Origin of the sequence: Streptomyces minutiscleroticus, assembly GCF_014650875.1 — a bacterium.
GTDB classification, from domain to species: Bacteria; Actinomycetota; Actinomycetes; order Streptomycetales; family Streptomycetaceae; genus Streptomyces; species Streptomyces minutiscleroticus.
This window is the reverse complement of sequence record NZ_BMVU01000016.1, coordinates 62120-83550: the sequence shown is the minus strand read 5'-3', so window position 1 is coordinate 83550 and position 21431 is coordinate 62120. Positions and strand designations below refer to the sequence as shown.

Genomic DNA, 21431 nt, shown 5'->3' with positions numbered 1-21431 from the left:
GTCGGCCCCGCGCGGCTCACCCCACCGGGGTGAAGTCCCGCGCGCCGATGAACTCGGGGCGGCGCACCGGCGCCGCGAACGGCTCCACCGCCGTGTTCTCCACGCTGTTGAACACGATGAAGACGTTGCTGCGCGGGAACGGCGTGATGTTGTCGCCCGAGCCGTGCATGCAGTTGCAGTCGAACCAGGTCGCCGAGCCGGCCCTCCCCGTGAACAGCCTGATGCCGTGCTCGGAGGCCATGGCCGTCAGCGCCTCGTCGGACGGGGTGCCCGCGTCCTGCATCTGCAGCGACTTCTTGTAGTTGTCCTTCGGCGTGGCCCCCGCGCACCCCAGGAACGTCCGGTGCGACCCCGGCATGATCATGAGACCGCCGTTGGTGTCGAAGTTCTCGGTCAGCGCGATCGACACGGACACCGTCCGCATGTTCGGCAGGCCGTCCTCGGCGTGCCAGGTCTCGAAGTCCGAGTGCCAGTAGAAGCCGGAGGCGCCGAAGCCGGGCTTCACGTTGATCCGGGACTGGTGGACGTAGACGTCCGAGCCCAGGATCTGGCGGGCGCGGCCCACCACGCGCTCGTCGCGCACCAGCTCCGCGAACACCTCACTGATCCGGTGCACCTCGAAGACCGAGCGGATCTCCTGCGACCTCGGCTCGACGACCGAGCGCTCGTCGGCCCGGACCGCGGGGTCGGCGACCAGCCGCTCCAGCTCCGCGCGGTACCGCGCGACCTCGTCGTCACCGATGAGCCGCTCGACGGCCAGGAAGCCGTCGCGCTCGTACGCCTGCAGGTCCGCGGAGGCGATGGGGCCGGGGGTGCCGGGCGCGCCCCAGACGACCGGGTCCTTGCGGGGGACGGTCACCTCGGCGGTGCCGCGCGTCGGGTACAGGTCGGTGAGCGTGGCCATACGGTTCAGACCTCCTCGGTCAGCAGAGGGTAGACGCCGTTCTCGTCGTGGTCCTCCCGTCCGGTGACGGGAGGGTTGAAGACGCAGATGCACCGGAAGTCGGTCCTGGGCCGCATGGTGTGGCGCTCGTGGCCGTCCAGCAGGTACATCGTCCCCGGTGTGATCAGGTACTTCTCGCCGGTCTCCTCGTCGGTCAGCTCGGCCTCGCCCTCGACGCAGAGCACGGCCTCGATGTGGTTGGCGTACCACATCGACGTCTCCGTGCCCGCGTACATGGTCGTCTCGTGCAGGGAGAAGCCGACGCCCTCCTTGGCCAGGACGATGCGCTTGCTCTCCCAGGTGCCCCCGGCGGCCTTCACGTGCCGGTCGGTGCCCTCGATGTCCTTGAACGATCGGACGATCACGGTGGTTCGACGCCTTTCTGTCGTGGTGGTCGTGCGTGCCGCGGCCGGTGCGGCCGCGGCGCTCCGGCGGGCGCGGACGCCGCGCGGGCCCGCACGGCCCCGACGGCCCGGGGCCGCGCGGGCCCGCCGGTGCGGCGCCGCGCCCGCGGGATCAGACGGCCGTCTCGCGGACGGCGCGGGCGAGGGTGCGCAGACCCTCGTCCAGTTCCTCGGGCGTGATCGTCAGTGCCGGCAGCAGCTTGACGACCTCGCTCTCCGGGCCCGACGTCTCGATGAGCAGGCCGAGTTCGAAGGCGCGCCTCGCCACGCGGCCCGCGCGCTCCTTGTCGTGGAACTCCATGCCCCAGACCAGGCCGCGGCCCCGGTACTCCTTGACGTCGGCGAGGTTCTCCTCGGTGACGGCGATCAGCGCCTGCTCGACCTGCTCGCCGCGGGCGCGGGTCTGCTTCTCCATCGCCGAGCCGTCGGCCCAGTACGTCTCCAGGGCCGCGGCGGCGGTGACGAACGCCGGGTTGTTGCCGCGGAAGGTGCCGTTGTGCTCGCCCGGCTCCCAGATGTCCAGCTCGGGCTTGAACAGGCACAGCGACATGGGCAGTCCGTAGCCGCTGATGGACTTGGACACCGTGACGATGTCCGGGACGATGCCCGCCTCCTCGAAGGAGAAGAAGGCGCCGGTGCGCCCGCAGCCCATCTGGATGTCGTCGACGATGAGCAGCATGTCGCGGCGCTCGCACAGGTCGGCCAGGGCGCGCAGCCACTGCGGGCGCGCGACGTTGATGCCGCCCTCGCCCTGGACCGTCTCGACGATGACGGCCGCGGGGGTGTTCAGGCCGGAGCCCTGGTCCTCCAGCAGCCTCTCGAACCACAGGAAGTCCTGGACCTGGCCGTCGAAGTAGTTGTCGAACGGCATGGGCGTGCCGTGCACCAGCGGGATGCCGGCGCCCGCCCGCTTGAAGGCGTTGCCGGTGACCGCGAGCGACCCCAGCGACATGCCGTGGAAGGCGTTCGTGAACGACACGATCGCCTCGCGGCCCTTGACCTTTCTGGCCAGCTTCAGCGCGGACTCCACGGCGTTGGTGCCCGTCGGGCCCGGGAACATGACCTTGTAGGGCAGGTCGCGCCGGCGCAGCACGATGTTCTGGAACGACTCCAGGAACGCCCGCTTCGCCGTCGTCGACATGTCGAGGCCGTGGGTGACGCCGTCGCGCTCCAGGTAGTCGATCAGGGCGCGTTTGAGGACGGGGTTGTTGTGCCCGTAGTTGAGCGACCCGGCCCCGGCGAAGAAGTCGAGGTACTCGTGGCCGTCCTCGTCGTACATGCGGCTGCCCTGCGCGCGGTCGAAGACGGTGGGCCAGCCGCGGCAGTAGCTGCGCACCTCCGACTCCAGGGTCTCGAACACACTCAGGTCGGGCTGGGTGATGGTCACGTCGGATCTCCTCCTGCGAGGTCAGGGCGTGGGAGAGGCTTCTCGGAAGAGCGGGCGGACGCGCGGCGGCGCCCCGGGTCGGCGGGGCGGCGGCACGGTCCGGGCGGCGGGTCAGCGGGGCAGGGGCGCGATACGGTGGAGCACCTCGGCGTCGTGCGCTCCGTCCGGGAACAGCCCGGCGGCGAACAGCACCTCGCGCTCCAGCCGCGCGCCGTGCCGCCGGGCGTACGAGGCGAAGAGGCGCTCGGAGGCGGTGTTGCCCGGGGTGACGGTGGTCTCCAGGACGGTGGGGGCCGGGCCGCCCCCGCGCGCCAGACGCGCGGTCAGTCCGTCCAGGAGCGCGGCGGCCAGGCCCCGCCCCCGGTACGCGGCGTCGACGGCCACCTGCCAGACCACGAGCGTGTCCGGGCGCTCGGGGCGGAGGTAGCCGGTCACGAAGCCGACCGGCCGGCCCCGGCCGTCGCGGGCCACGGCCGAGGTGCCGGCGAAATCACGGCACCACAGGAGATAGCTGTACGACGAGTTCAGGTCGAGCGTCCTCGAATCCCTGGCGATACGCCAGAGCGCGGCCCCGTCCGCCACCTCCGGACGGTCGATGCGCAGGCCTTCGGGCATTTCCAGGAAGCGGTCTTGCAGGTCTGCTTGTGCGGCGGTCATGCAAATTGAACTTACCCAGGAAAATAAAATATCGCACCGGGGCGCGGGGTTACATGAAAGCGTGATCTGTGTTATCACGCGGGCGCGTACGGTCACCAAGCGTGGTGGCGTAATGGGCGTTATGTGCCGGTAATTACACCGCAAATTGGACACTTTGTGTAGTGTGTCACACGTCCGTAACGACTGCGAGACCTGCTTGAATTACGCTCGTACGGGTTCGCCGAATCTCTGTGTTTAACCTCGCCGGAATCGGGCAGGAGAACTGGGGAAGGCTTTGCGAATACGAATTCGGCAATTGTGTACAGCGTAGTTATGTGAAGACGTGCACAGAAGATGTGCACGGGAATTCACGTACCGGGTCGCGCATTCCCGGCCCCGTAGTCCTCGGACGGCTCCGCGCGGCAGGACGCCGCGCGGGCGCGGACCGGTCCCGCCCGCCTCGCTCCGTCCGGCGCCGGACGGCCGGACCCCGGCCGGCGCGCCGACACGGCGGAGCGGGCCGTCCGGCTCCCGCGCCCGGCCCGCTCCGTCCCGCCCTGTTCCGCTCCGTCGCCGGCGGGTCAGCTCCAGGCGTCCTGTGCCGCGCGGCGGGCCGCGTCCGTGTCCGCCGCGCGGCCGCTCTCGCGCAGGGCCGCGCCGAGCGCGGCCAGGCACGCCTGGACCGTCGCGAGGGTCGCGTCCGGGCCGTAGTGGTTCACCCGGATCATCTCCTTGGCCAGCGCGCCGCCGCCCGCGGCCAGCGGCAGCGCCGGGTCGGCGGCCAGCGCCCGCCCCACCAGCCCGGCGGCGTCCAGCCCCGCCGGCGCCCGCAGCGTCGTGGCGACCGGGGCCGCGTGCGCCGCCTCGTGCACGTACGGCTCGAGCACGCCCAGCGCGAGCGCGCCCGCGCGCGTGGCCGCCGCGGCCGCCGCGTGCCGCGCCATCACCGCCTCCAGGCCCACCTCGTTCAGCCGGTCGACGCACGCCTGAAGGGCCAGCATCTCCAGCTGCGCGGGCGCGTGCAGCAGCGCCTTGCGGCCGGCGTCGATCCAGCGCTCCTTCCAGTCCAGGAGGGAGAGGTAGGAGTGCCGGGGCGCATGCGGGTTCGCCCGCATCCGCTCCCAGGCGCGGTCGCTCACCGACACCGCCGACACCCCGGCCGGGCCGCCCATCGCCTTCTGCGCGCCGATGACGCACAGGTCCACGCCCCACGCGTCCGGCAGCACCGGCTCGGCCGCCACCGACGCCACCGCGTCCAGGTAGAGCAGCGCGCCGTGCTCGCGCACGACCGCGCCGATCTCCGCGACCGGGTTGGTGTTGCCGGTCGCCGCCTCGGCGTGCACGAGCGAGACGAAGTCGGTCTCCGGGTGCGCGGCCAGCGCCTCCCGCACCTGCGCGGCCGTGACCGCCGTGTGGAACGGCACCGCCAGGTCCACCACCGTCGCCCCGCAGTCCCGCAGCCAGTCGCCGAAGGTCTGCCCGTACGGGCCGGTGATGATGTTGAGCGCGGCCGTGCCCGGGCCCGCGCAGCCGCGGATCGCGCCCTCCAGGGGAAGCAGCGCCTCGCCCTGCGTGATCACGACGTCCTGCCGGGTGCCGAGCAGCCGGGCCACGCGGTCCTCGATCGCGGCGAAGCGCTCGGCGCTCAGCGGAGCCAGGTCCAGAAGGGGGTGGGTCACGGCGGTGCTCTCTTCGTTCACGGGTACCGGGTACGGGACTCCGAGCCTATCCGGCGGTCCGCGGCCCGCCCGGAGGGACACTTCCCAGGCCGGGCGGCCCGCCGACCAGCGGAATACTGGGGAGTCACCCAAAGTTCTCCTTATACTCTGCCGACACAGTTCTCCCACAGGAGGTCACCCCGTGAAGCTCGTCCCCGGGCGCCGGACCCGTGCTCTGGCCGCCACCACCGCGACGGCCGGACTGCTGCTCGTCGCCGGCTGTTCCTCGGGCGACGGGGGAGGGGAGAAGGCCACGGCGAACGGCGTGGACATCGTCAAGGCCGGACAGCTCACCACGTGCACCCACCTGCCGTACCCGCCGTTCCAGTCGGAGATCGACGGCAAGGTCCAGGGCTTCGACGTCTCCCTGATCGACCTGGTCGCGAAGGACCTGGGCGTGAAGCAGGAGTTCGTCGACACGCCCTTCGAGAACTTCAAGACCGGCGCGTTCCTCAACTCCGGCCAGTGCGACCTCGCCGCGGCCGGCATGACCATCACCGAGGAGCGCAAGAAGAACGTCGACTTCTCCGACCCGTACTTCGACGCCACGCAGGCCGTCCTGGTGGAGAAGAAGAGCGGCCTGTCCTCCCTCGCCGACGTGAAGGCCAAGGGCAAGAAGCTGGGCAGCCAGGCGGAGACCACCGGCGAGGAGTACGCCCGGGACAAGGGCTACGACCCGATCTCCTTCGAGTCCTCCGACGCCGTCCTCAACGGCCTGCGCAGCGGCCAGGTCCAGGCCGTGATCATCGACTACCCGGTCGTCCAGGGCTGGCTGAAGGACAAGGCCAACGCGGACGCCTTCGAGCTGGTGGACAACCTCGACACCGGCGAGCAGTACGGCTTCACGGTGAAGAAGGGCAACAAGAAGCTCCTCGACGCCATCAACGAGGCCATCGAGGAGGCCAAGGCCGACGGCACGTACCAGAAGCTGTACGAGAAGTGGATCGGCCCGTTCGACGAGAGCGCGGTCTCCGGTTCATGAGCGAGGCGGACACCGGGCTCCGGCCCCGCAGGTCGGGGCTGAGCCGGCGGCAGAAGCGGAGCATCTCGCGCGGCGCCCAGTACGCCGTCTTCCTCGCGGCCGTGGCCGCCCTCGCGGCCACGGCCGACTGGGGGCGGCTGCGGAACCAGTTCGCCCAGGTGGAGCTGGCCAAGCAGCTGTTCCCTGACATCATCACGCTGGCCCTGAAGAACACCGTGCTCTACACGCTGTCCGGCTTCGTCTTCGGACTCGTGCTCGGCATGGTGATCGCCCTGATGCGGCTCTCCTCCGTGGGCCCCTACCGCTGGCTCGCCGGCGTCTACATCGAGATCTTCCGCGGCCTGCCCGCCCTGCTGATCTTCGTCTTCGTGGGCGTCGCCGTGCCGCTGGCCTTCCCCGGCACGGAGATCCCCGGCGGCACGTACGGCAAGGTCGCCCTGGCACTCGGCCTGGTCTCCGCCGCGTACATGGCGGAGACGATCCGGGCCGGCATCCAGGCGGTGCCCAAGGGGCAGATGGAGGCGGCCCGTTCGCTGGGCTTCTCGCACGCCCGGGCGATGGTCTCGGTCATCGTCCCGCAGGCGTTCCGCATCGTGATCCCGCCGCTCACCAACGAGCTGGTCCTGCTCTTCAAGGACTCCTCGCTGGTGCTGTTCCTGGGCGTGACGCTCCAGGAGCGGGAGCTGGCCAAGTTCGGCCGGGACCTCGCCAGCCAGACCGCCAACTCCACTCCGATCCTGGTCGCGGGCCTGTGCTACCTGCTGGTCACCGTCCCGCTCGGGTTCGTCGTCCGCCGTCTCGAGGCGAAGGCCGGGGAGGCCAAGTGAGCACGCCGACCGAGAAGAGCGCGCGGCCCGCGCGCAGCGGCACCCCGGAGATCCGGGTCTCCGGGCTGCACAAGTCCTTCGGCGACAACGAGGTGCTGCGCGGCATCGACCTGGAGATCGGCGCCGGCGAGGTCGTCTGCGTGATCGGCCCGTCCGGCTCCGGCAAGTCGACCCTGCTGCGCTGCGTCAACCTCCTGGAGGAGCCCACGAGGGGCCAGGTGTTCGTCGGCGGCACGGAACTGACCGACCCCGACGTGGACATCGACGCCGTGCGCCGCCGCATCGGCATGGTCTTCCAGCAGTTCAACCTCTTCCCGCACCTGTCGGTGACCGAGAACCTGACGCTGCCGCAGCGCCGCGTGCTCGGCCGCGGCAAGGCCGAGGCGGCGAAGGTGGCCGCCGAGAACCTGCGGCGGGTGGGCCTCGCGGAGAAGGCCGACGCCTTCCCCGCCTCGCTCTCGGGCGGCCAGCAGCAGCGCGTGGCGATCGCCCGCGCGCTCGCCATGGGCCCGGAGGTGATGCTCTTCGACGAGCCCACCTCGGCCCTTGACCCCGAGCTGGTCGGCGACGTGCTCGCGGTGATGCGCAGGCTCGCGCACGAGGGCATGACGATGATGGTCGTCACGCACGAGATGACGTTCGCGCGCGAGGTCGCCGACCGCGTCGTCTTCATGGACGGCGGCGTGATCGTCGAGGACGGCACGCCCGAGCAGGTCATCGGCAACCCCTCGCACGAGCGCACCCGCCACTTCCTGTCCCGGCTCCTCGACCCGGCGATGGCCGACGTCGAGGAGGGGACGGACGGGGCCGGCGCGCCCGGCGGCGGGGCCGCGAAGACCCTCTGACCGGCGGGGAGCGCGGTGGGTGCGGCGCCGGCGGGAGGCCCCGCTGACGCCGCACCCGGCACGAACTAGGGTGCCGTCCATGAGCGATCGGCCGGTGCTGCACGTGAAGGGGCGGGTCCTCGTCGGGCCCGACGACGTCCGCGACGAACTCTGGGTCGTCGGCGGCAGGATCGCCCACGAGCGGCCCGCCGGCGCCCGCGACGTCCGCACGGTCGAGGGCTGGGCGCTGCCCGGCCTCGTCGACGCGCACTGCCACGTCGGCCTGGACGCCCACGGCCCGGTGCCCGACGACGTCTCCGAGAAGCAGGCGCTGACCGACCGCGACGCCGGCGCCCTGCTGCTGCGCGACGCGGGCTCGCCCTCCGACACCCGCTGGACCGACGACCGCGAGGACCTGCCGAAGATCATCCGTGCGGGCCGGCACATCGCCCGCACCCGCCGCTACATCCGCAACTACGCGCACGAGATCGAGCCCGAGGACCTCGTCGCGTACGTCGGCGGGGAGGCCCGGCGCGGCGACGGCTGGGTGAAGCTGGTCGGCGACTGGATCGACCGGGGCACCGGCGACCTGTCCGCCTGCTGGCCCCGGGACGCGGTCGAGGCGGCGATCGCCGAGGCGCACCGGCTCGGCGCCCGCGTCACCGCCCACTGCTTCGCCGAGGACTCGCTGCGCGACCTGGTCGAGGCGGGCATCGACTGCGTCGAGCACGCCACCGGGCTCACCGAGGAGACGATCCCGCTCTTCGCCGAGCGCGGCGTCGCCATCGTGCCCACGCTCGTGAACATCGCGACGTTCCCGCGGCTCGCGGCGGGCGGCGAGGCCAAGTTCCCGCACTGGGCGGCCCACATGCGGCGGCTGCACGAACGGCGGTACGACACCGTGCGCGCCGCGTACGACGCCGGCGTCCCGGTGTACGTCGGCACGGACGCGGGCGGCTCCCTCGCGCACGGCCTGGTCGCGGGCGAGGTGGCCGAACTCGTCACCGCCGGCGTCCCGCCCGTCGAGGCACTGTCCGCCGCGGCCTGGGGCGCGCGGAGCTGGCTGGGCCGCCCGGGCCTCGACGAGGGCGCCCCCGCCGACCTCGTGGTCTACGAGGCGGACCCGCGGGCCGACGTACGCGTCCTCGCGGCTCCGCGCCGGGTGGTGCTGAACGGGCGGATCGTGGGCTGAGGGGCCCTTCCCGCTCCGCGGGGCGCACGCCGCCCGGCACCGTCCGCCGCGGTCCGCGCGGGACGGGATCCCGCCACGCCGGTGACCAGGGTGACGCGCGGGAACAGACGTGCCTCGCCATTCGAAGAAACGCGCGAAAAAGCCCCGTAGGGGTGAAGTCCGCACGGAACGCTGACGTCTCGCCCGCGCGCCGACCAGGATTCCCGCATCGACGTCGTCGGCGCGCTCCCCCACAGGTCCCCGTGGGCGGAGCGCGCCGACGGCGCCGCGTTCCCTGTTCTGTCTCTCGTGGGGGTCCCACCACCTTGAACGGCAACTCCTTCCGCACGCCCGTACGCCGTGTCGCCGCCACCGTCGCGGCGACGGCCCTGGCCGCAGGTCCCGCGGCCCTGGCCGGCGCAAGCCCGGCCGCCGCGACCACCGACCACGGTCGCGCGAGCGCCGTCGTGCTCCGCACCGGGCTCGACGTCTCCCTGCTCGACAAGACCGTGAACGTCCCGCTCGCGGTCTCGCTCAACGAGGTGCAGGCGCCGCGGAGCGAGGAGAGGACGGCGCTGACCGCACGGCTGGACGGCGTCGACGGCGGCCGCCCGTTCAGCGTGCTGCGCGCGGACGTCGCCACGGCGCGGGCGACGGCGGACGGGGCGAAGGCGGAGGGGTACACCAACCTCGCGCACGCCAAGGTGCACGTGCCGGGCCTGCCGCTGCTGTCGCTGATCGAGGTCGAGGAGGTGACCTCCAAGGCGGTGTGCGAGGCCGGGAGGAAGCCGGTCGCGGAGTCCGACCTGCTGGGCGCCGTCACCGTACTCGGCAGGAAGACCACGCTCACCGCCGGCGGCACCACGCGGGTCGAGGTCCCCGGGGTCGGCGAGGTCCGGCTCGACCTGTCGCGCACGCGGACCACCTCGCGCACCGCCGCGGCCACGGCGCTCGAACTGAAGGTGTCCGTCGACCCGCTGAAGCTGAACGTGGCCGAGGTCGAGGGCACGGTCACCCTGGCCGAGGCCACCTGCGAGGCGCCGGCGGCGGCCGAGGAACCCACGGAGCCCGCGACGGACGTGGAGCCGCAGGGCGGCGCCGCGCCCGAGCAGAACCTCGCGGAGACCGGCGGCGACTCGACGACGCCGTACCTCGCGGCCGGCGCCGTCGCGCTGCTCGCGGCGGGCGGCGGCGCACTGGCCCTGACGCGCAGGCGCCGCGGCTGACGACCGACCGTACGGACATGGCCCACGGGGCACGGACCATGGCTCACGGCTCACGGCTCACGGCTCACGGCCCACGGCCCATGGCCCACGGGTCACGGGTCACGGGTCACGGCCCCAGGGTCCTCGGCCTCCTGCTCGCCGCGTCCCGGACACCCGGGGCGCGGCGAGAAGCGTGTCCGGCCACCGGCCGTGAGTCACCGGCCGTGAGCCACCGGCCGTGAGCCACCGGTCATGGGCCGCTGGGCGCGTGTCCGGCCGTCCGCCGTCCGCCCCTCTGCCGCGTGTCCGGCTGCCGGCCACTGACCGTGCGTTCCGGCTGTCGGCCACCGGCCATGTGCCTGGCCGTCTGCCGTGTGCTCGGTCGCCTGCCACGTGCCCGGCTGTCGGCCGTCCGCCGCGTGTCCCGGTCAGGCGTCCGTGGTGGCGGTCGCCTCCCGCAGTGCCTTCAGGAAGCCGTCCGTCGTCTCCCGGTCGCGCACCGCCAGGCGCAGCCACCGCCCGTCCAGGCCGGGGAAGGTGTCCCCGCGGCGGACCGCGTAGCCGAGGGTGCGCAGACGGGCGCGTACGGCCGCGGCGCGCGGAAGCCTGACCAGGACGAACGGGCCCCGCGCCGGCTCCAGGACGCGCAGGCCCGCCACCCCCGACTCCCGCAGGCCGGTGACCAGGTGGTCCCGGTCGGCGGCGACGGCGCGGGCCGCCCGGTCCGCCTCCGCGAGCGCGCGGGGCGACACGCACGCCTCGGCCGCCGCCAGCGCCGGGGTGGACACCGGCCACAGCGGCTGCGCCCGCTCCAGGTCCGCGACCGTCTCCGGGGCGGCGAGCACGTAGCCGATGCGCAGGCCCGCCAGGCCCCAGGTCTTGGTCAGGCTGCGCAGCACCACCAGGCCGGGCACGTCCGTGCGCCCGGCCAGCGCCTCGCGCTCGCCCGGCACCGCGTCCATGAACGCCTCGTCGACCACCAGCGTCCGCCCGGGACGGGCGAGCCCGGCGAGCGCGGCGGCCGGGTGCAGCACGGAGGTCGGGTTGGTCGGGTTGCCGACCACCACCAGGTCCGCGTCCTCGGGCACGGCCGCCGGGTCGAGCCGGAAGCCGTCCTCCTCGCGCAGCAGTACCCGGTCCACGGTGTGCCCGGCGTCCCGCAGCGCCGCCTCCGGCTCGGTGAACTGCGGGTGCACCACCACCGGGCGGCGCACCCGCAGCGCGCGGGCCAGCAGCACGAACGCCTCCGCCGCGCCCGCCGTCAGCAGCACGCGCTCCGGCGGCAGTCCGTGCCGCGCGGCCACCGCCGCCCGCGCCGTCCGGCCGTCCGGATAGGCGGCGAGAGAGGCCAGCGACCCGGCGATGCGCTCGCGCAGCCAGGCCGGGGGCGTGCCGGTCCGCACGTTCACGGCGAGGTCGACGAGGGCCGAGCCGTCGTCGCGCACCTCCGCGTCCCCGTGGTGGCGCAGGTCGTGCGCCACCACGTCCAGGACCTCGTCCTCAGTGCGCATGGGAGTGCGAGTGGCCGCCGTGGTGGTGCCCGTGGCCGTGGTGGTGGCCGTCGTCGTCCGGGTGGAAGTGCGGCTGCTGCGGCGCCCCCACCTTGTCCTCGAAGCCGGGCAGCGCGATGCGGTACACGCACGAGTCGCAGTTCATGCGCACGTCGCCCGCCACCGCCTCGCGGTAGCGCTCCATGACCAGGTCCATCAGCTCCGGCTCCGGGCCGATGACGTCGGCCGCGCGCACCTCGACGTCCGGGTGCGCGGCGGCCCACTCCTCGGCCTGGTCCCGCACACGGTCCGGCAGGACGCCGGTGAACAGGAAGTACGGCAGGACGACGATCCGCCGGGCGCCCAGCTTCGCGCACCGGTCCAGGCCGGCGGGGACGTCGGGCGCGGCGAGCGAGACGAACGCGGTCTCCACGCCCGCGTAGCCGCGGCCCTCCCACAGCAGCCGGGCCGCCTTGTGCACCTCGGCGTTGGCGTCCGGGTCGGTCGAGCCGCGCCCGACCAGCAGCACGGTGACCTCGGCCCGCTCCTCGGGCGTGGCCGCCCCGCCCAGCGCCTCGTCGAGCCGCCGCTCCAGGACGGCCAGCAGCGACGGGTGCGGGCCGAGCGGGCGCCCGTAGGAGTACGAGATGCCGGGGTGGCGCTCCTTCTCGCGGGAGAGCGCGGCCGGGATGTCGCCCTTGGCGTGCCCGGCGGACACCAGCATCAGCGGCACGGCGGCGAAGCGGCGCACGCCGCGCTCCACCAGCTCGGTGACGGCCTCGCCGAGCGGCGGCGGGGACAGCTCGATGAAGCCGCCCGCGACGGGCATCTCGGGGTGGCGGCGGCCCAGCGCGCGGACGAAGTCGCGGAACGCCTCGGCGCCCGCGTCGTCCCGGGTGCCGTGGCCGGCGATGAGCAGGGCGGGGGGCGGGGTGGTCACGCTTTCTCCTTGGTGAGGGGGTGGTGGTACGACGGGATGCCGGACGCGGCGGCGCGGGGGCGCAGCGGGAGGCGCGCGGCGCCCGGGCGGGGCCGCGGACGCCGGCAGGGCCTTCGCGCGGCGGGGCGGGCGCTCCGGCCCGCCGGGGGAGGGGGCGGGCAGCAGGCGCCCGCGCGGCGTCCCGCGCTCACTCGGGCTCCTTCTGCCAGCGGTAGCCGCGCGGGGTGACCATGCGGCCGGCGATCTCGCGGGTCGCCGTGTTGCCCACCGTCACGACCGTCATCATGTCCACCGTCGCCGGATCGAGGTCCGCGAGGGTGGTCAGACGGCTGGACTCGTCCGCGCGGGAGGCGTTGCGCACGACGCCGACCGGCGTCGTCGGCTCCCGGTGCTCCGCGAGGACCGCGAGCGCCTTGGGCAGCTGCCAGTCGCGGCCCCGGCTGCGCGGGTTGTAGAAGGTCACGACGAGGTCGGCCTCGGCCGCCGCGCGCACCCGCCGCTCGATGACCTCCCACGGCGTGTGCAGGTCGGACAGGCTGATCGACACGTGGTCGTGGCCGAGCGGGGCGCCGAGGACCGCACCGGCCGCGAGCGCCGCCGTGACGCCGGGGACGCCGACCACGTCGATGTCGCCGGAGGCCTCGGCCAGCGCGGGCGACGCCATCGCGTACACGCCCGCGTCACCGCTGCCGATCAGCGCGACGGCCTGCCCCTTCCCGGCCTCGGCGACGGCGGTCCGCGCCCGCTCCTCCTCGGCCCCGAGACCGGACTCCAGGATCCGGGTGCCGGGCCGCAGCAGGTCGCGGATCTGGTCCACGTACTGGTCGAGCCCGACCAGCACCGAGGCGCGGCGCAGCTCCTCGCGGGCGCGCGGCGTCAGCAGGTCCCGCGCGCCGGGCCCGAGGCCGACGACGGCGAGCCGCCCGCGCGCCGCCCGGCGCGCCACGGCGCAGGTCGCCATGGCGGGCCGGCCGTCCGCGCGCTCCGACTTCCGCTTGGGGACGAGGAGCTCACCGCCGCGCACCAGGGCGGCGGCCTCCGCGACGGACGGCGTGCCGACGGCGGCGAGCGGCGCGCCCGAGGGGTTGGGCACGTCGACGGCGGCCAGCTCGTCCGCCGGGTGCGCCACCAGCGGTACGCCGAGGCGCTCGGCCGCCGCGACCAGGCCCGGCTCGCCGGCCTTGGCGTCGACGGTGGCCAGTTCGGCCACGGACGCGGGGGAGAGCCCGGCGTCGCGCAGCGCCGCCCCGATCAGCTCCAGGACCTCCTCGGCGGGGACGTCCCTGGACGCGCCGACCCCGACGACCAGGGTCGGCGGGCGCAGGACCGCCTCCCGTCCGGCGGGCTTCACGGCGCGGTCGGTCACGCGCAGCGTGTACCGGCCCTCCGTGCCGACCGGCAGCGGCGGCAGCGGCCAGGCGGTCTCCGCCGCCAGCGCGACGGGCTCGCCGTCCAGCAGCGCCCGGGTCACCCCGGCGACGTCGCCCTCCACGGGCAGCCCGAGCGTGTCCAGGCCCGGCAGGTCCACGGCGTCGGTGGCGGTCGTGACGACCGGCTCGGCCCCCAGTACGGCGCCCACCTCGCGGGCGAGGTCGTTCGCCCCGCCGCCGTGCCCGCCGACGAGCGAGACGGCGAACCGCCCGGCCTCGTCGACGCAGACGATCCCCGGGTCCGACGCCTTGTCGCCCAGCAGCGGCGCGACCAGCCGGACGACGGCACCGGTGGCGAGGAAGCAGACCAGCCGCTCGCACTCGCCGAAGGCCCGCCGCACCGCGTCCCCCACGGGCCCCTCGTACACCCGGACCCGCTCGGGCCAGGCGGCGGCCAGCCGGTCCCGGGCCGCGGCGCCCGCCGCCGTGGCGGAAATCAGGCCGATCACTGCAGTACTCCTTCGGTGTGCGCCGGGGGCCGCTCGCCCCACGGCGTAAGGACGGGGTGGGTCGCCGCGCACCGGGCCGCGCCGCCGCCGGGCGGCGGCGCGACCCGGGACGGCCGGGGCCGGACGCCGCCGCGCGCGGACCCGGCACCGGCCGGTGCCGCCGCGCGCGGACGAAGGGGCGCCCCCGTCCCCGTACCGGCGACGCTGATCGCGGCGGTCACGGCGTGGCACCCCGCGCGCGCAGCGCCCTGCGGGCCTCCGGGTCGGCCCTGCGGAAGCCGTGGAAGTGGCCGGGGTGGTACAGGTGCGAGCGCGTGCCGTGCGCGTCGAGCGCCGGGCCGACCAGGAACAGCGTGTGCTTCCACAGCTTGTGCTCCTTGACGGTCTCCTCCAGCGTGCCGATCGTGCACCGCACGACCAGCTCGTCCGGCCAGGTCGCCCGGTAGGCGATCACGACCGGGGTCGAGGTCGGGTAGCCGCCCTCCAGCAGCTCCCGCACGAGCTGGCCGCTGCGGGCCGCCGACAGGAACAGCGCCATGGTGGTGCCGTGCCGGGCGAACTCGCGGACCTCCTCGCCGGGCGGCATCGGCGTCTTGCCGCCGCCGAGCCGGGTGAGGATCACCGACTGGGCGACCTCGGGGATCGTCAGCTCCCGCCCGGCCAGCGCGGCGACGGCGGAGAACGCGGACACGCCCGGGACGATCTCGGTCTCGACGCCGATCTCCGCGCACCGGTCCAGCTGCTCCTGCGTACCGCCCCACAGGGCCGGGTCGCCGGAGTGCACGCGGGCCACCTTCAGGCCCTCGGCGGCGGCCCGCCCGTAGACGGCCACCACCTCCTCCAGGGACATGGCCGCCGAGTCGAGGATCTCGGCGTCCTCACGCGCGTGCTCCAGCACCTCGGCCTGCACCAGGCTGGCCGCCCAGATCACGACGTCGGCCTCGGCGATGGCGCGGGCGGCCCGGAACGTCAGCAGATCGGCGGCGCCGGGCCCGGCTCCGACGAAGGTCACCTTGCCTGCGGGGGCATCGGCCATGGGACGGGGTCCTCTCCTGGAAGTCGGCGCGGTCGGCGCGGTCGGCGAAGTCATCGGCGCACCCGCCGCGCAAGCGGTCCGGCGGGGGTGCGGACATGCGTGAACACGGGGTGATCGGTTAGCAAGAACGTATGGCGGTGTTCGTCGCGCTCGGCGCGTTCCTGATGACGCTGGCCGGCGGCTGGACGGCGCAGCGCGTCACCGACCGGCGCCACCTCGTGCTGGGGCTGGCCGGCGGCCTGATGCTCGGCGTGGTCGGCCTGGACCTGCTGCCCGAGGCGCTGGAGGCCGCGGGCGGCGAGGTGTTCGGCGTCCCGGCGGCGCTGCTGCTGTTCGTCGCCGGGTTCCTCCTCGCCCATCTGGTGGAACGGCTGCTCACCGGCCGCCGGGCGGGCCACGGCGGCGACGAGCACGGCCACCGCGCGCCCGAGGTGGGCCTCACCGCGGCGGCCGCCATGGTCGCCCACAGCGCCATGGACGGCATCGCGATCGGCGCGGCCTTCCAGGTGGGCGAGAGCATGGGCGTCGCGGTGGCGCTGGCGGTGGTCGCCCACGACTTCGCGGACGGCTTCAACACGTACACGCTGGCGAGCCTGTACGGCAACGCGCGGCGCAAGGCGCTGGTGATGCTGGCCGCCGACGCCGTCGCACCCGTCGCGGGCGCCGCCTCGACCCTGGCGTTCACCATCCCGGAGCAGTGGCTCGGCGGCTATCTCGGCCTCTTCGGCGGCGCGCTGCTCTACCTCGCGGCCGCCGAGATCCTGCCCGAGGCGCACCACGAGCACCCCGCCCGGTCCACCCTGCTGTGCACGGTCGCCGGGGCGGCGTTCATCTGGCTGGTGGTGGGCGTGGCCCACTGAGCCGCCCGCGGGACGGTGCGGGCCGGGGCCGCGGACGGCTCCCGCGGCCCCGCGCCGTGCCGGCCGGGCCGGGGCGCTCACAGCTTCCCGCCCCGACTCCCGTCGCGCCGCGCGGGCGCGATCAGCGTCGACAGGTACGGCAGCGGACCGCCGTCGAGCTCCGCCGCCGGACGGATGTCCTCACCGTCCAGGCCGAGCGCCGAGCCCCACACGGCGTCGTCCAGGCGCCCGGTCTCGCGCAGCGCCGCGGCGACGTCCTCGGCGAGCCGCCCGAACTTGTACGCGACCACGGTGCCGGGCCCGTTCAGCGCGTCCTTCAGGACGGCGGCCCCGGCGGTGACCGGGACCAGCGTCAGGGGCTCGGTGCCCTCGGTCAGCACGGCGCCGGAGCGGGCGGCCAGGTCCTGCATCGCGGTGATGCCCGGTACGGTCGCGACCTCGGTGCCCGGCACCAGCCGGGCGATCGTGTGCGCCAGGTAGGTGAACGTCGAGTACACGTTGGGGTCGCCGATGGTGGCGAAGGCGACCGTGCCGTGGGCGCGCAGCAGCGCGGCGACACGCTCGCCCGCCGCGTCCCAGGCGGCCTCGCGGCGCGCCCGGTCGGACCGCTCGTTGAGCGCGAAGACGACCCGGACGATCCTCTCCTGCGGTACGTAGTGCAGCACGGTCGCCTCGGCGCGCCCGCGCTCGCCGGTGTCCATGACGGGCACGACGACGACGTCCGCCGCGCGCAGGGCGTTGACGCCCTTGACGGTCACGAGCTCGGGATCCCCGGGCCCGACACCGACCCCGACCAGCCTGTAGCCCTCGCTCATGACGTGACACACCTTTCGGTAAGACGGCGGGCGGCGCCGGGCGCGGAGGCCCAGTGCGTGTGCAGGTAGCTCGCGTGCACACCCCGCTGGACGAAACCCTCGGTCCGCGGCCGGGGCGTGCGCACGCCCCAGGCGGGGGCCGCGCCGGCGCCGGGCTCGACGGCGGTCCGGTGGAACTCGTGCCCGCGCATCCGGGTGCCGGCGGCGGCCAGCACGCTGTCGCCGACGGCCACGGCGTCGCGGTAGCCGAGCGTGAGCCGCCCGGTCATGCGCGCGGTGGCGTCGAGCACCCCGCACATGGGGTGCCCGTCCAGTTCGCGGGTGAGGTAGAGCAGGCCGGCGCACTCGGCGGCGACGGGCGCGCCGGCCGCCGCCAGGTCGGCCACCGCCTTGCGCAGCGGCTCGTTGGCCGACAGCTCGGTCGCGTACACCTCGGGGAACCCGCCGCCGATCACCAGCCCGCGCGTGCCCTCGGGCAGCGCCTCGTCGCGCAGCGGGTCGAAGACGGCGACCTCGGCGCCGGCGGCGGCCAGCAGCTCGGCGTGCTCGGCGTAGGAGAAGGTGAAGGCGGGCCCGCCGGCGACGGCGACGACGGGACGGCCCGCGGACCCCGGCCGTCCGCCGGCCACGGGCTGGTACCCGCCCGCGCCGGCCGGCCCGGCGTACGCCGGGAGCCCGTCCGCGCCTGCCGGACGTCCGCCCGCGGACCCCGGCCGCCCGCCGCCCGCCGCCGGACGGCCCTCCGTACGCGCCGGACGCCCGTCCGCGGCCGTGCAGGGCCCGCCGTCGGCGCCCGGGCGCCGCTCACCGGCGTGCGCCGGGCCGGGCCCGGCGGCCCCGCGGTCCTGTGCTCCGGGCCCGGCGGCCGGGTCCCCTGCGCCGGGTGCCGGGAACGCCCCGGCGACCGCCGCAGCCGGGTCCCACGGCGCGTCCGGCAGCGCGGGCGCGCTGCGCGCCAGGGCCAGCAGCGCGTCCAGGTCGCATCCGGCCCGCACCCGCTCCGCCAGCTCCGCCACGGCCGCCACGGCCTCGCCGTGCCGCTCCGCGGCCGGGACCAGGCCCAGGTGGCGCGACGGCGTGTGCACCCGCTCCGCGCGCCGCAGCACGCCGAGCACCGGGACACCGGACTCGTCCAGCGCCTCCCGCAGCAGCTCCTCGTGCCGGTCGGACGCCACCTTGTTCAGGATCACCCCGGCGACCCGCACCTGCGGGTCCCAGGACGCGAAGCCGTGCACCAGCGCGGCGACCGACCGCGACTGCGACGAGGCGTCGACGACGAGCACCACGGGCGCCCGCAGCAGCTTCGCCACGTGCGCCGTGGACGCCAGCCCGCCCTGGCCCGCGGCCCCGTCGAACAGCCCCATCACGCCCTCGACCACGGCCAGGCCGCAGCCGCGCGCGCCGTGCGCGAACAGCGGCGCGACCAGCTCCGGCCCGCACAGGTACGCGTCGAGGTTGCGCCCGACGCGCCCGGTGGCGAGAGCGTGGTACCCGGGGTCGATGTAGTCCGGTCCGACCTTGTGCGGGGACACGGCGAGCCCCCGCGCGGCGAACGCGGCCATCAGCCCCGTGGCGACGGTGGTCTTGCCGCTGCCCGAGGAGGGCGCGGCGACGACCAGCCGGGGGACGGACGTCACCACTCGATGCCCCTCTGGCCCTTCTGGCCGGCGTCCATCGGGTGCTTGACCTTCGACATGTCGGTGACGAGGTCCGCGAAGTCCACCAGCTTCCCCGGCGCGTTCCGACCGGTGATCACCACGTGCTGGGTGCCGGGCCGGTCGCGCAGCACGTCGATCACCTCGTCGGTGTCGACCCACCCCCAGTGCATCGGGTACGCGAACTCGTCCAGCACGTACAGCCGGTACGTCTCGGCGGCCAGGTCGCGCTTGACCTGCTCCCAGCCCTCGCGGGCCTTCTCCTCGTTGTCCATCTGCGCGTCGCGCTGGACCCAGGACCAGCCCTCGCCCATCTTGTGCCAGTCGACGGTGCCGCCCTCGCCGGAGGCCCCGAGCACGCGCAGCGCGTTCTCCTCGCCGACCTTCCACTTCGCCGACTTGACGAACTGGAACACCCCGATCGGCCACCCCTGGTTCCAGGCGCGCAGCGCGAGCCCGAAGGCGGCCGTCGACTTGCCCTTGCCGACGCCGGTGTGCACGACGACGAGCGGGCGGTTGCGCCGCTGACGCGTCGTCAGACCGTCGTCCGGCACGACGCTCGGCTTCCCCTGCGGCATTACGCGGCCCTCTTCGACACGCCCTGCGCGTCCCGTACGTCCCTCACGAGCCCGGCGATCGAGTCCGCCCGCAGTTCGTCCAGCGTCACGGCGGTGCCGCCCAGCTCGCCGGCGAGCTTCCCGGCGAGGCCCAGGCGCACCGGCCCCGACTCGCAGTCCACGACGACCGAGGCGACCCCGTCGGCCGCGAACAGCCGTGCCGCGCGTCCGGCGAGCGCGACGGGCTCCGGCCCGCCGGTGGCCCGCCCGTCCGTCACCACGACCACCAGCGGGCGGCGCGCCGGATCGCGCAGCCGCTCCACCCGCAGCACGTCGTGGGCCTTCAGCAGCCCCGCCGCGAGCGGCGTCCGGCCGCCCGTGGGCAGCGACTCCAGGCGGGTCGCCGCCGCGTCCACCGAGGAGGTGGGCGGCAGCGCCACGTCGGCCGCCGAGCCCCGGAAGGTCACCAGACCCACCTTGTCCCGCCGCTGGTAGGCGTCGAGCAGCAGCGACAGCACGGCGCCCTTGACCGCGCCCATGCGCTGCCGGGCCGCCATCGACCCGGACGCGTCCACGACGAACAGCACGAGATTGGACTCGTGCCCCTCCCGCACCGCCTGCCGCAGGTCGTCCCGGCGCACCACCAGGCCGCGGCCCGACCGGCCGCGCGCCCGCTGGTGCGGGGCCGCGGCCTGCACGGTCGCCGCCAGGTGCAGCTTGGTGAGCGCGCCGCGCGGCCGCCGGGCGCCCGTGGTCCGGCCGTGCTCGGTGCGCGCGCGGGAGCGCCGCCCCGCGGTGCCCTCGCCCAGGCCCGGCACGGTCAGCACCTTCGTACGGAAGGGGTCCGCGGCCCGGGCGGGCTGCTGCTCGCCGCCGGAGGCCTGCGGGGACCCGCCCTCGCCGGCCTCGGGCCGCGCGCCAGTGTCACCGTCCGCCGGGGCGTCGGCCGCGTCCTGTCCGTCCTGCGGTCCCCCGGACGTGTCGGGACCGTCCTGCGGCGGCCGCCCGCCGCCACCGGGCCCGTCCGGGTCCGGGTCGTCGTCCCCGTCCCCGTCCTCGCCGGAGCCGAACTGCTCCAGCGTCTCGTCGAGCTTGTCCTCGTCCAGGCCGGGCGCGTCGAAGGGGTTGCGGCGGCGCCGGTGCGGCAGCGCCAGCAGCGCGGCCTGCCGGACGTCCTCGGCGAGCACGTCCGTACGCCCCGCCCAGGCGGCCAGCGCGGTCGCCGTGCGCGCCATCACGATGTCCGCGCGCATGCCGTCGACCTCGAAGGCCGCGCAGGTCGCCGCGATCTGCCGCAGCGCGCCGTCGCCGAGCCGCACGGACGGCAGCAGCGCGCGGGCCGCCACGATCCGCGCCCGCAGCGCCGACTCGTCCGCGCCGAAGCGCGCGGCGAAGCCCTCCGGGTCGTCGTCGTACGCGAGCCGCCGCCGGACGACCTCCACCCGCTGGTCGGGCTCGCGCGAGGCCGCGACCTCGACGGTCAGCCCGAACCGGTCGAGCAGCTGCGGGCGCAGCTCGCCCTCCTCCGGGTTCATGGTGCCGACCAGCAGGAACCGGGCGGCGTGCCGCACGGAGACGCCCTCGCGCTCGACGTAGGAGGCGCCCATGGCGGCCGCGTCGAGAAGCAGGTCGACCAGATGGTCGTGCAACAAGTTGACTTCGTCCACGTAAAGGATGCCGCGGTGCGCGTCGGCCAGCAGGCCCGGCTCGAAGGCCTTCACGCCCTCCGAGAGCGCCCGCTCGATGTCGAGCGCGCCGACGAGCCGGTCCTCGGAGGCGCCGACGGGCAGCTCGACCATGCGGGCGGGGCGGATGGCGCCGGGACCGGCCTCGTGGGGCCCGTCCGGGCACGCCGGGTCCGGCGCCGCGGGGTCGCAGGAGAACCGGCACCCGGGCACGACGTCGACCGCGGGCAGCAGCGCCGACAGCGCGCGCACGGCGGTGGACTTCGCGGTGCCCTTCTCGCCGCGCACCAGCACGCCGCCCACCGCGGGCGAGACGGCGTTCAGCAGCAGCGCCAGCCGCAGGTCGTCCTGTCCGACGACGGCCGTGAACGGATAGGGCGTGCTCACGCTGCGATCACTCCTTCGGGTGACTTGGGG

Annotated in this window: 19 protein-coding genes; 6 read left to right on the top strand and 13 right to left on the bottom strand. The window is 75.0% G+C overall.

Annotated elements, in window-relative coordinates; all coding sequences use genetic code 11:
- Positions 1-16: 16 nt before the first annotated feature.
- The 5 genes from thpD to IE271_RS17900 form a co-directional block, all read right to left on the bottom strand.
- The gene (gene thpD / locus IE271_RS17920; protein ID WP_190191344.1) at positions 17-904 is read right to left on the bottom strand and encodes an ectoine hydroxylase; all 888 of its coding nucleotides are present in this window, start codon (positions 902-904) and stop codon (positions 17-19) included.
- A 5-nt stretch (positions 905-909) separates the two neighbouring features.
- Positions 910-1308, bottom strand: a complete 399-nt coding sequence (locus IE271_RS17915) for an ectoine synthase (protein ID WP_190191343.1) — start codon at positions 1306-1308, stop codon at positions 910-912.
- Positions 1309-1459: 151 nt separating this feature from the next.
- Complete coding sequence (gene ectB / locus IE271_RS17910) at positions 1460-2734, bottom strand: diaminobutyrate--2-oxoglutarate transaminase (RefSeq protein ID WP_190191342.1); 1275 nt, start codon at positions 2732-2734, stop codon at positions 1460-1462.
- Positions 2735-2845: 111 nt separating this feature from the next.
- Positions 2846-3391, bottom strand: coding sequence for a diaminobutyrate acetyltransferase (gene ectA / locus IE271_RS17905; RefSeq protein ID WP_190191341.1), 546 nt, complete (start codon positions 3389-3391; stop codon positions 2846-2848).
- Between the two features lie 560 nt (positions 3392-3951).
- Complete coding sequence (locus IE271_RS17900) at positions 3952-5049, bottom strand: pyridoxal-phosphate-dependent aminotransferase family protein (protein WP_190191405.1); 1098 nt, start codon at positions 5047-5049, stop codon at positions 3952-3954.
- Positions 5050-5230: 181 nt separating this feature from the next.
- Between IE271_RS17900 and IE271_RS17895 the strand changes: the two genes are divergently transcribed.
- From IE271_RS17895 to IE271_RS17875, 5 genes are all read left to right on the top strand, one after another.
- Positions 5231-6070, top strand: a complete 840-nt coding sequence (locus tag IE271_RS17895; protein ID WP_190191340.1) for a transporter substrate-binding domain-containing protein — start codon at positions 5231-5233, stop codon at positions 6068-6070.
- Complete coding sequence (locus IE271_RS17890; RefSeq protein ID WP_190191339.1) at positions 6067-6897, top strand: amino acid ABC transporter permease; 831 nt, start codon at positions 6067-6069, stop codon at positions 6895-6897. Before IE271_RS17895 ends, IE271_RS17890 begins: the two co-directional genes overlap by 4 nt.
- Positions 6894-7742, top strand: a complete 849-nt coding sequence (locus tag IE271_RS17885; protein WP_308435185.1) for an amino acid ABC transporter ATP-binding protein — start codon at positions 6894-6896, stop codon at positions 7740-7742. The genes IE271_RS17890 and IE271_RS17885 overlap by 4 nt, the downstream gene beginning before the upstream one ends.
- 79 nt (positions 7743-7821) lie before the next feature.
- Positions 7822-8913: an amidohydrolase family protein gene (locus IE271_RS17880; protein ID WP_190191338.1), complete on the top strand. Its 1092-nt coding sequence runs from the start codon at positions 7822-7824 to the stop codon at positions 8911-8913.
- 305 nt (positions 8914-9218) lie between these two features.
- Positions 9219-10118, top strand: a complete 900-nt coding sequence (locus IE271_RS17875; protein ID WP_190191337.1) for an SCO1860 family LAETG-anchored protein — start codon at positions 9219-9221, stop codon at positions 10116-10118.
- A 407-nt stretch (positions 10119-10525) separates the two neighbouring features.
- Here IE271_RS17875 and cobC read toward each other — a convergent pair whose 3' ends face one another.
- The 4 genes from cobC to cobM all read right to left on the bottom strand — a co-directional run bounded on the left by cobC (position 10526) and on the right by cobM (position 15442).
- Positions 10526-11608, bottom strand: coding sequence for an Rv2231c family histidinol phosphate aminotransferase CobC (gene cobC / locus IE271_RS17870; protein WP_190191336.1), 1083 nt, complete (start codon positions 11606-11608; stop codon positions 10526-10528).
- Positions 11598-12527 carry a sirohydrochlorin chelatase gene (locus tag IE271_RS17865; protein ID WP_190191335.1) on the bottom strand — a complete coding sequence of 310 codons (930 nt, stop codon included), beginning with the start codon at positions 12525-12527 and terminating at the stop codon, positions 11598-11600. Before IE271_RS17865 ends, cobC begins: the two co-directional genes overlap by 11 nt.
- A gap of 187 nt (positions 12528-12714) precedes the next feature.
- A complete protein-coding gene (gene cobJ / locus IE271_RS17860) occupies positions 12715-14406 on the bottom strand; it encodes a precorrin-3B C(17)-methyltransferase (protein ID WP_190191334.1) in 1692 nt (563 codons plus the stop codon).
- A gap of 217 nt (positions 14407-14623) precedes the next feature.
- Positions 14624-15442 carry a precorrin-4 C(11)-methyltransferase gene (gene cobM, locus IE271_RS17855; protein ID WP_190191333.1) on the bottom strand — a complete coding sequence of 273 codons (819 nt, stop codon included), beginning with the start codon at positions 15440-15442 and terminating at the stop codon, positions 14624-14626.
- Positions 15443-15573: 131 nt separating this feature from the next.
- Here cobM and IE271_RS17850 point away from each other — a divergent pair, with 131 nt between their 5' ends.
- Positions 15574-16302 (top strand): ZIP family metal transporter, encoded by a 729-nt coding sequence (locus tag IE271_RS17850; protein WP_190191332.1) that lies wholly within the window; start codon positions 15574-15576, stop codon positions 16300-16302.
- A gap of 77 nt (positions 16303-16379) precedes the next feature.
- Here IE271_RS17850 and cobI read toward each other — a convergent pair whose 3' ends face one another.
- Genes cobI through IE271_RS17830 form a run of 4 tightly spaced genes read right to left on the bottom strand, consistent with a single transcriptional unit; the run spans position 16380 to position 21401 of the window.
- Positions 16380-17129: a precorrin-2 C(20)-methyltransferase gene (cobI, locus tag IE271_RS17845; RefSeq protein WP_373308781.1), complete on the bottom strand. Its 750-nt coding sequence runs from the start codon at positions 17127-17129 to the stop codon at positions 16380-16382.
- The gene (locus tag IE271_RS17840) at positions 17114-18754 is read right to left on the bottom strand and encodes a cobyrinic acid a,c-diamide synthase CobB (protein WP_190191330.1); all 1641 of its coding nucleotides are present in this window, start codon (positions 18752-18754) and stop codon (positions 17114-17116) included. The genes cobI and IE271_RS17840 overlap by 16 nt, the downstream gene beginning before the upstream one ends.
- Positions 18751-19350, bottom strand: coding sequence for a cob(I)yrinic acid a,c-diamide adenosyltransferase (cobO, locus tag IE271_RS17835; RefSeq protein WP_190191329.1), 600 nt, complete (start codon positions 19348-19350; stop codon positions 18751-18753). Before cobO ends, IE271_RS17840 begins: the two co-directional genes overlap by 4 nt.
- On the bottom strand, positions 19350-21401 hold the full coding sequence (locus IE271_RS17830) for a putative cobaltochelatase (RefSeq protein WP_190191328.1): 2052 nt from the start codon (positions 21399-21401) through the stop codon (positions 19350-19352). The genes cobO and IE271_RS17830 overlap by 1 nt, the downstream gene beginning before the upstream one ends.
- Positions 21402-21431: the final 30 nt, after the last annotated feature.

What these genes read in the sequence shown, in the direction of transcription:
- ectA (WP_190191341.1), bottom strand. Translation starts at nt 3,391, where the DNA reads ATGACCGCCGCACAAGCAGACCTGCAAGACCGCTTCCTGGAAATGCCC.
- cobM (WP_190191333.1), bottom strand. Translation starts at nt 15,442, where the DNA reads ATGGCCGATGCCCCCGCAGGCAAGGTGACCTTCGTCGGAGCCGGGCCC.
- cobC (WP_190191336.1), bottom strand. Translation starts at nt 11,608, where the DNA reads ATGCGCACTGAGGACGAGGTCCTGGACGTGGTGGCGCACGACCTGCGC.
- thpD (WP_190191344.1), bottom strand. Translation starts at nt 904, where the DNA reads ATGGCCACGCTCACCGACCTGTACCCGACGCGCGGCACCGCCGAGGTG.
- cobO (WP_190191329.1), bottom strand. Translation starts at nt 19,350, where the DNA reads ATGCCGCAGGGGAAGCCGAGCGTCGTGCCGGACGACGGTCTGACGACG.
- IE271_RS17850 (WP_190191332.1), top strand. Translation starts at nt 15,574, where the DNA reads ATGGCGGTGTTCGTCGCGCTCGGCGCGTTCCTGATGACGCTGGCCGGC.
- IE271_RS17880 (WP_190191338.1), top strand. Translation starts at nt 7,822, where the DNA reads ATGAGCGATCGGCCGGTGCTGCACGTGAAGGGGCGGGTCCTCGTCGGG.
- IE271_RS17890 (WP_190191339.1), top strand. Translation starts at nt 6,067, where the DNA reads ATGAGCGAGGCGGACACCGGGCTCCGGCCCCGCAGGTCGGGGCTGAGC.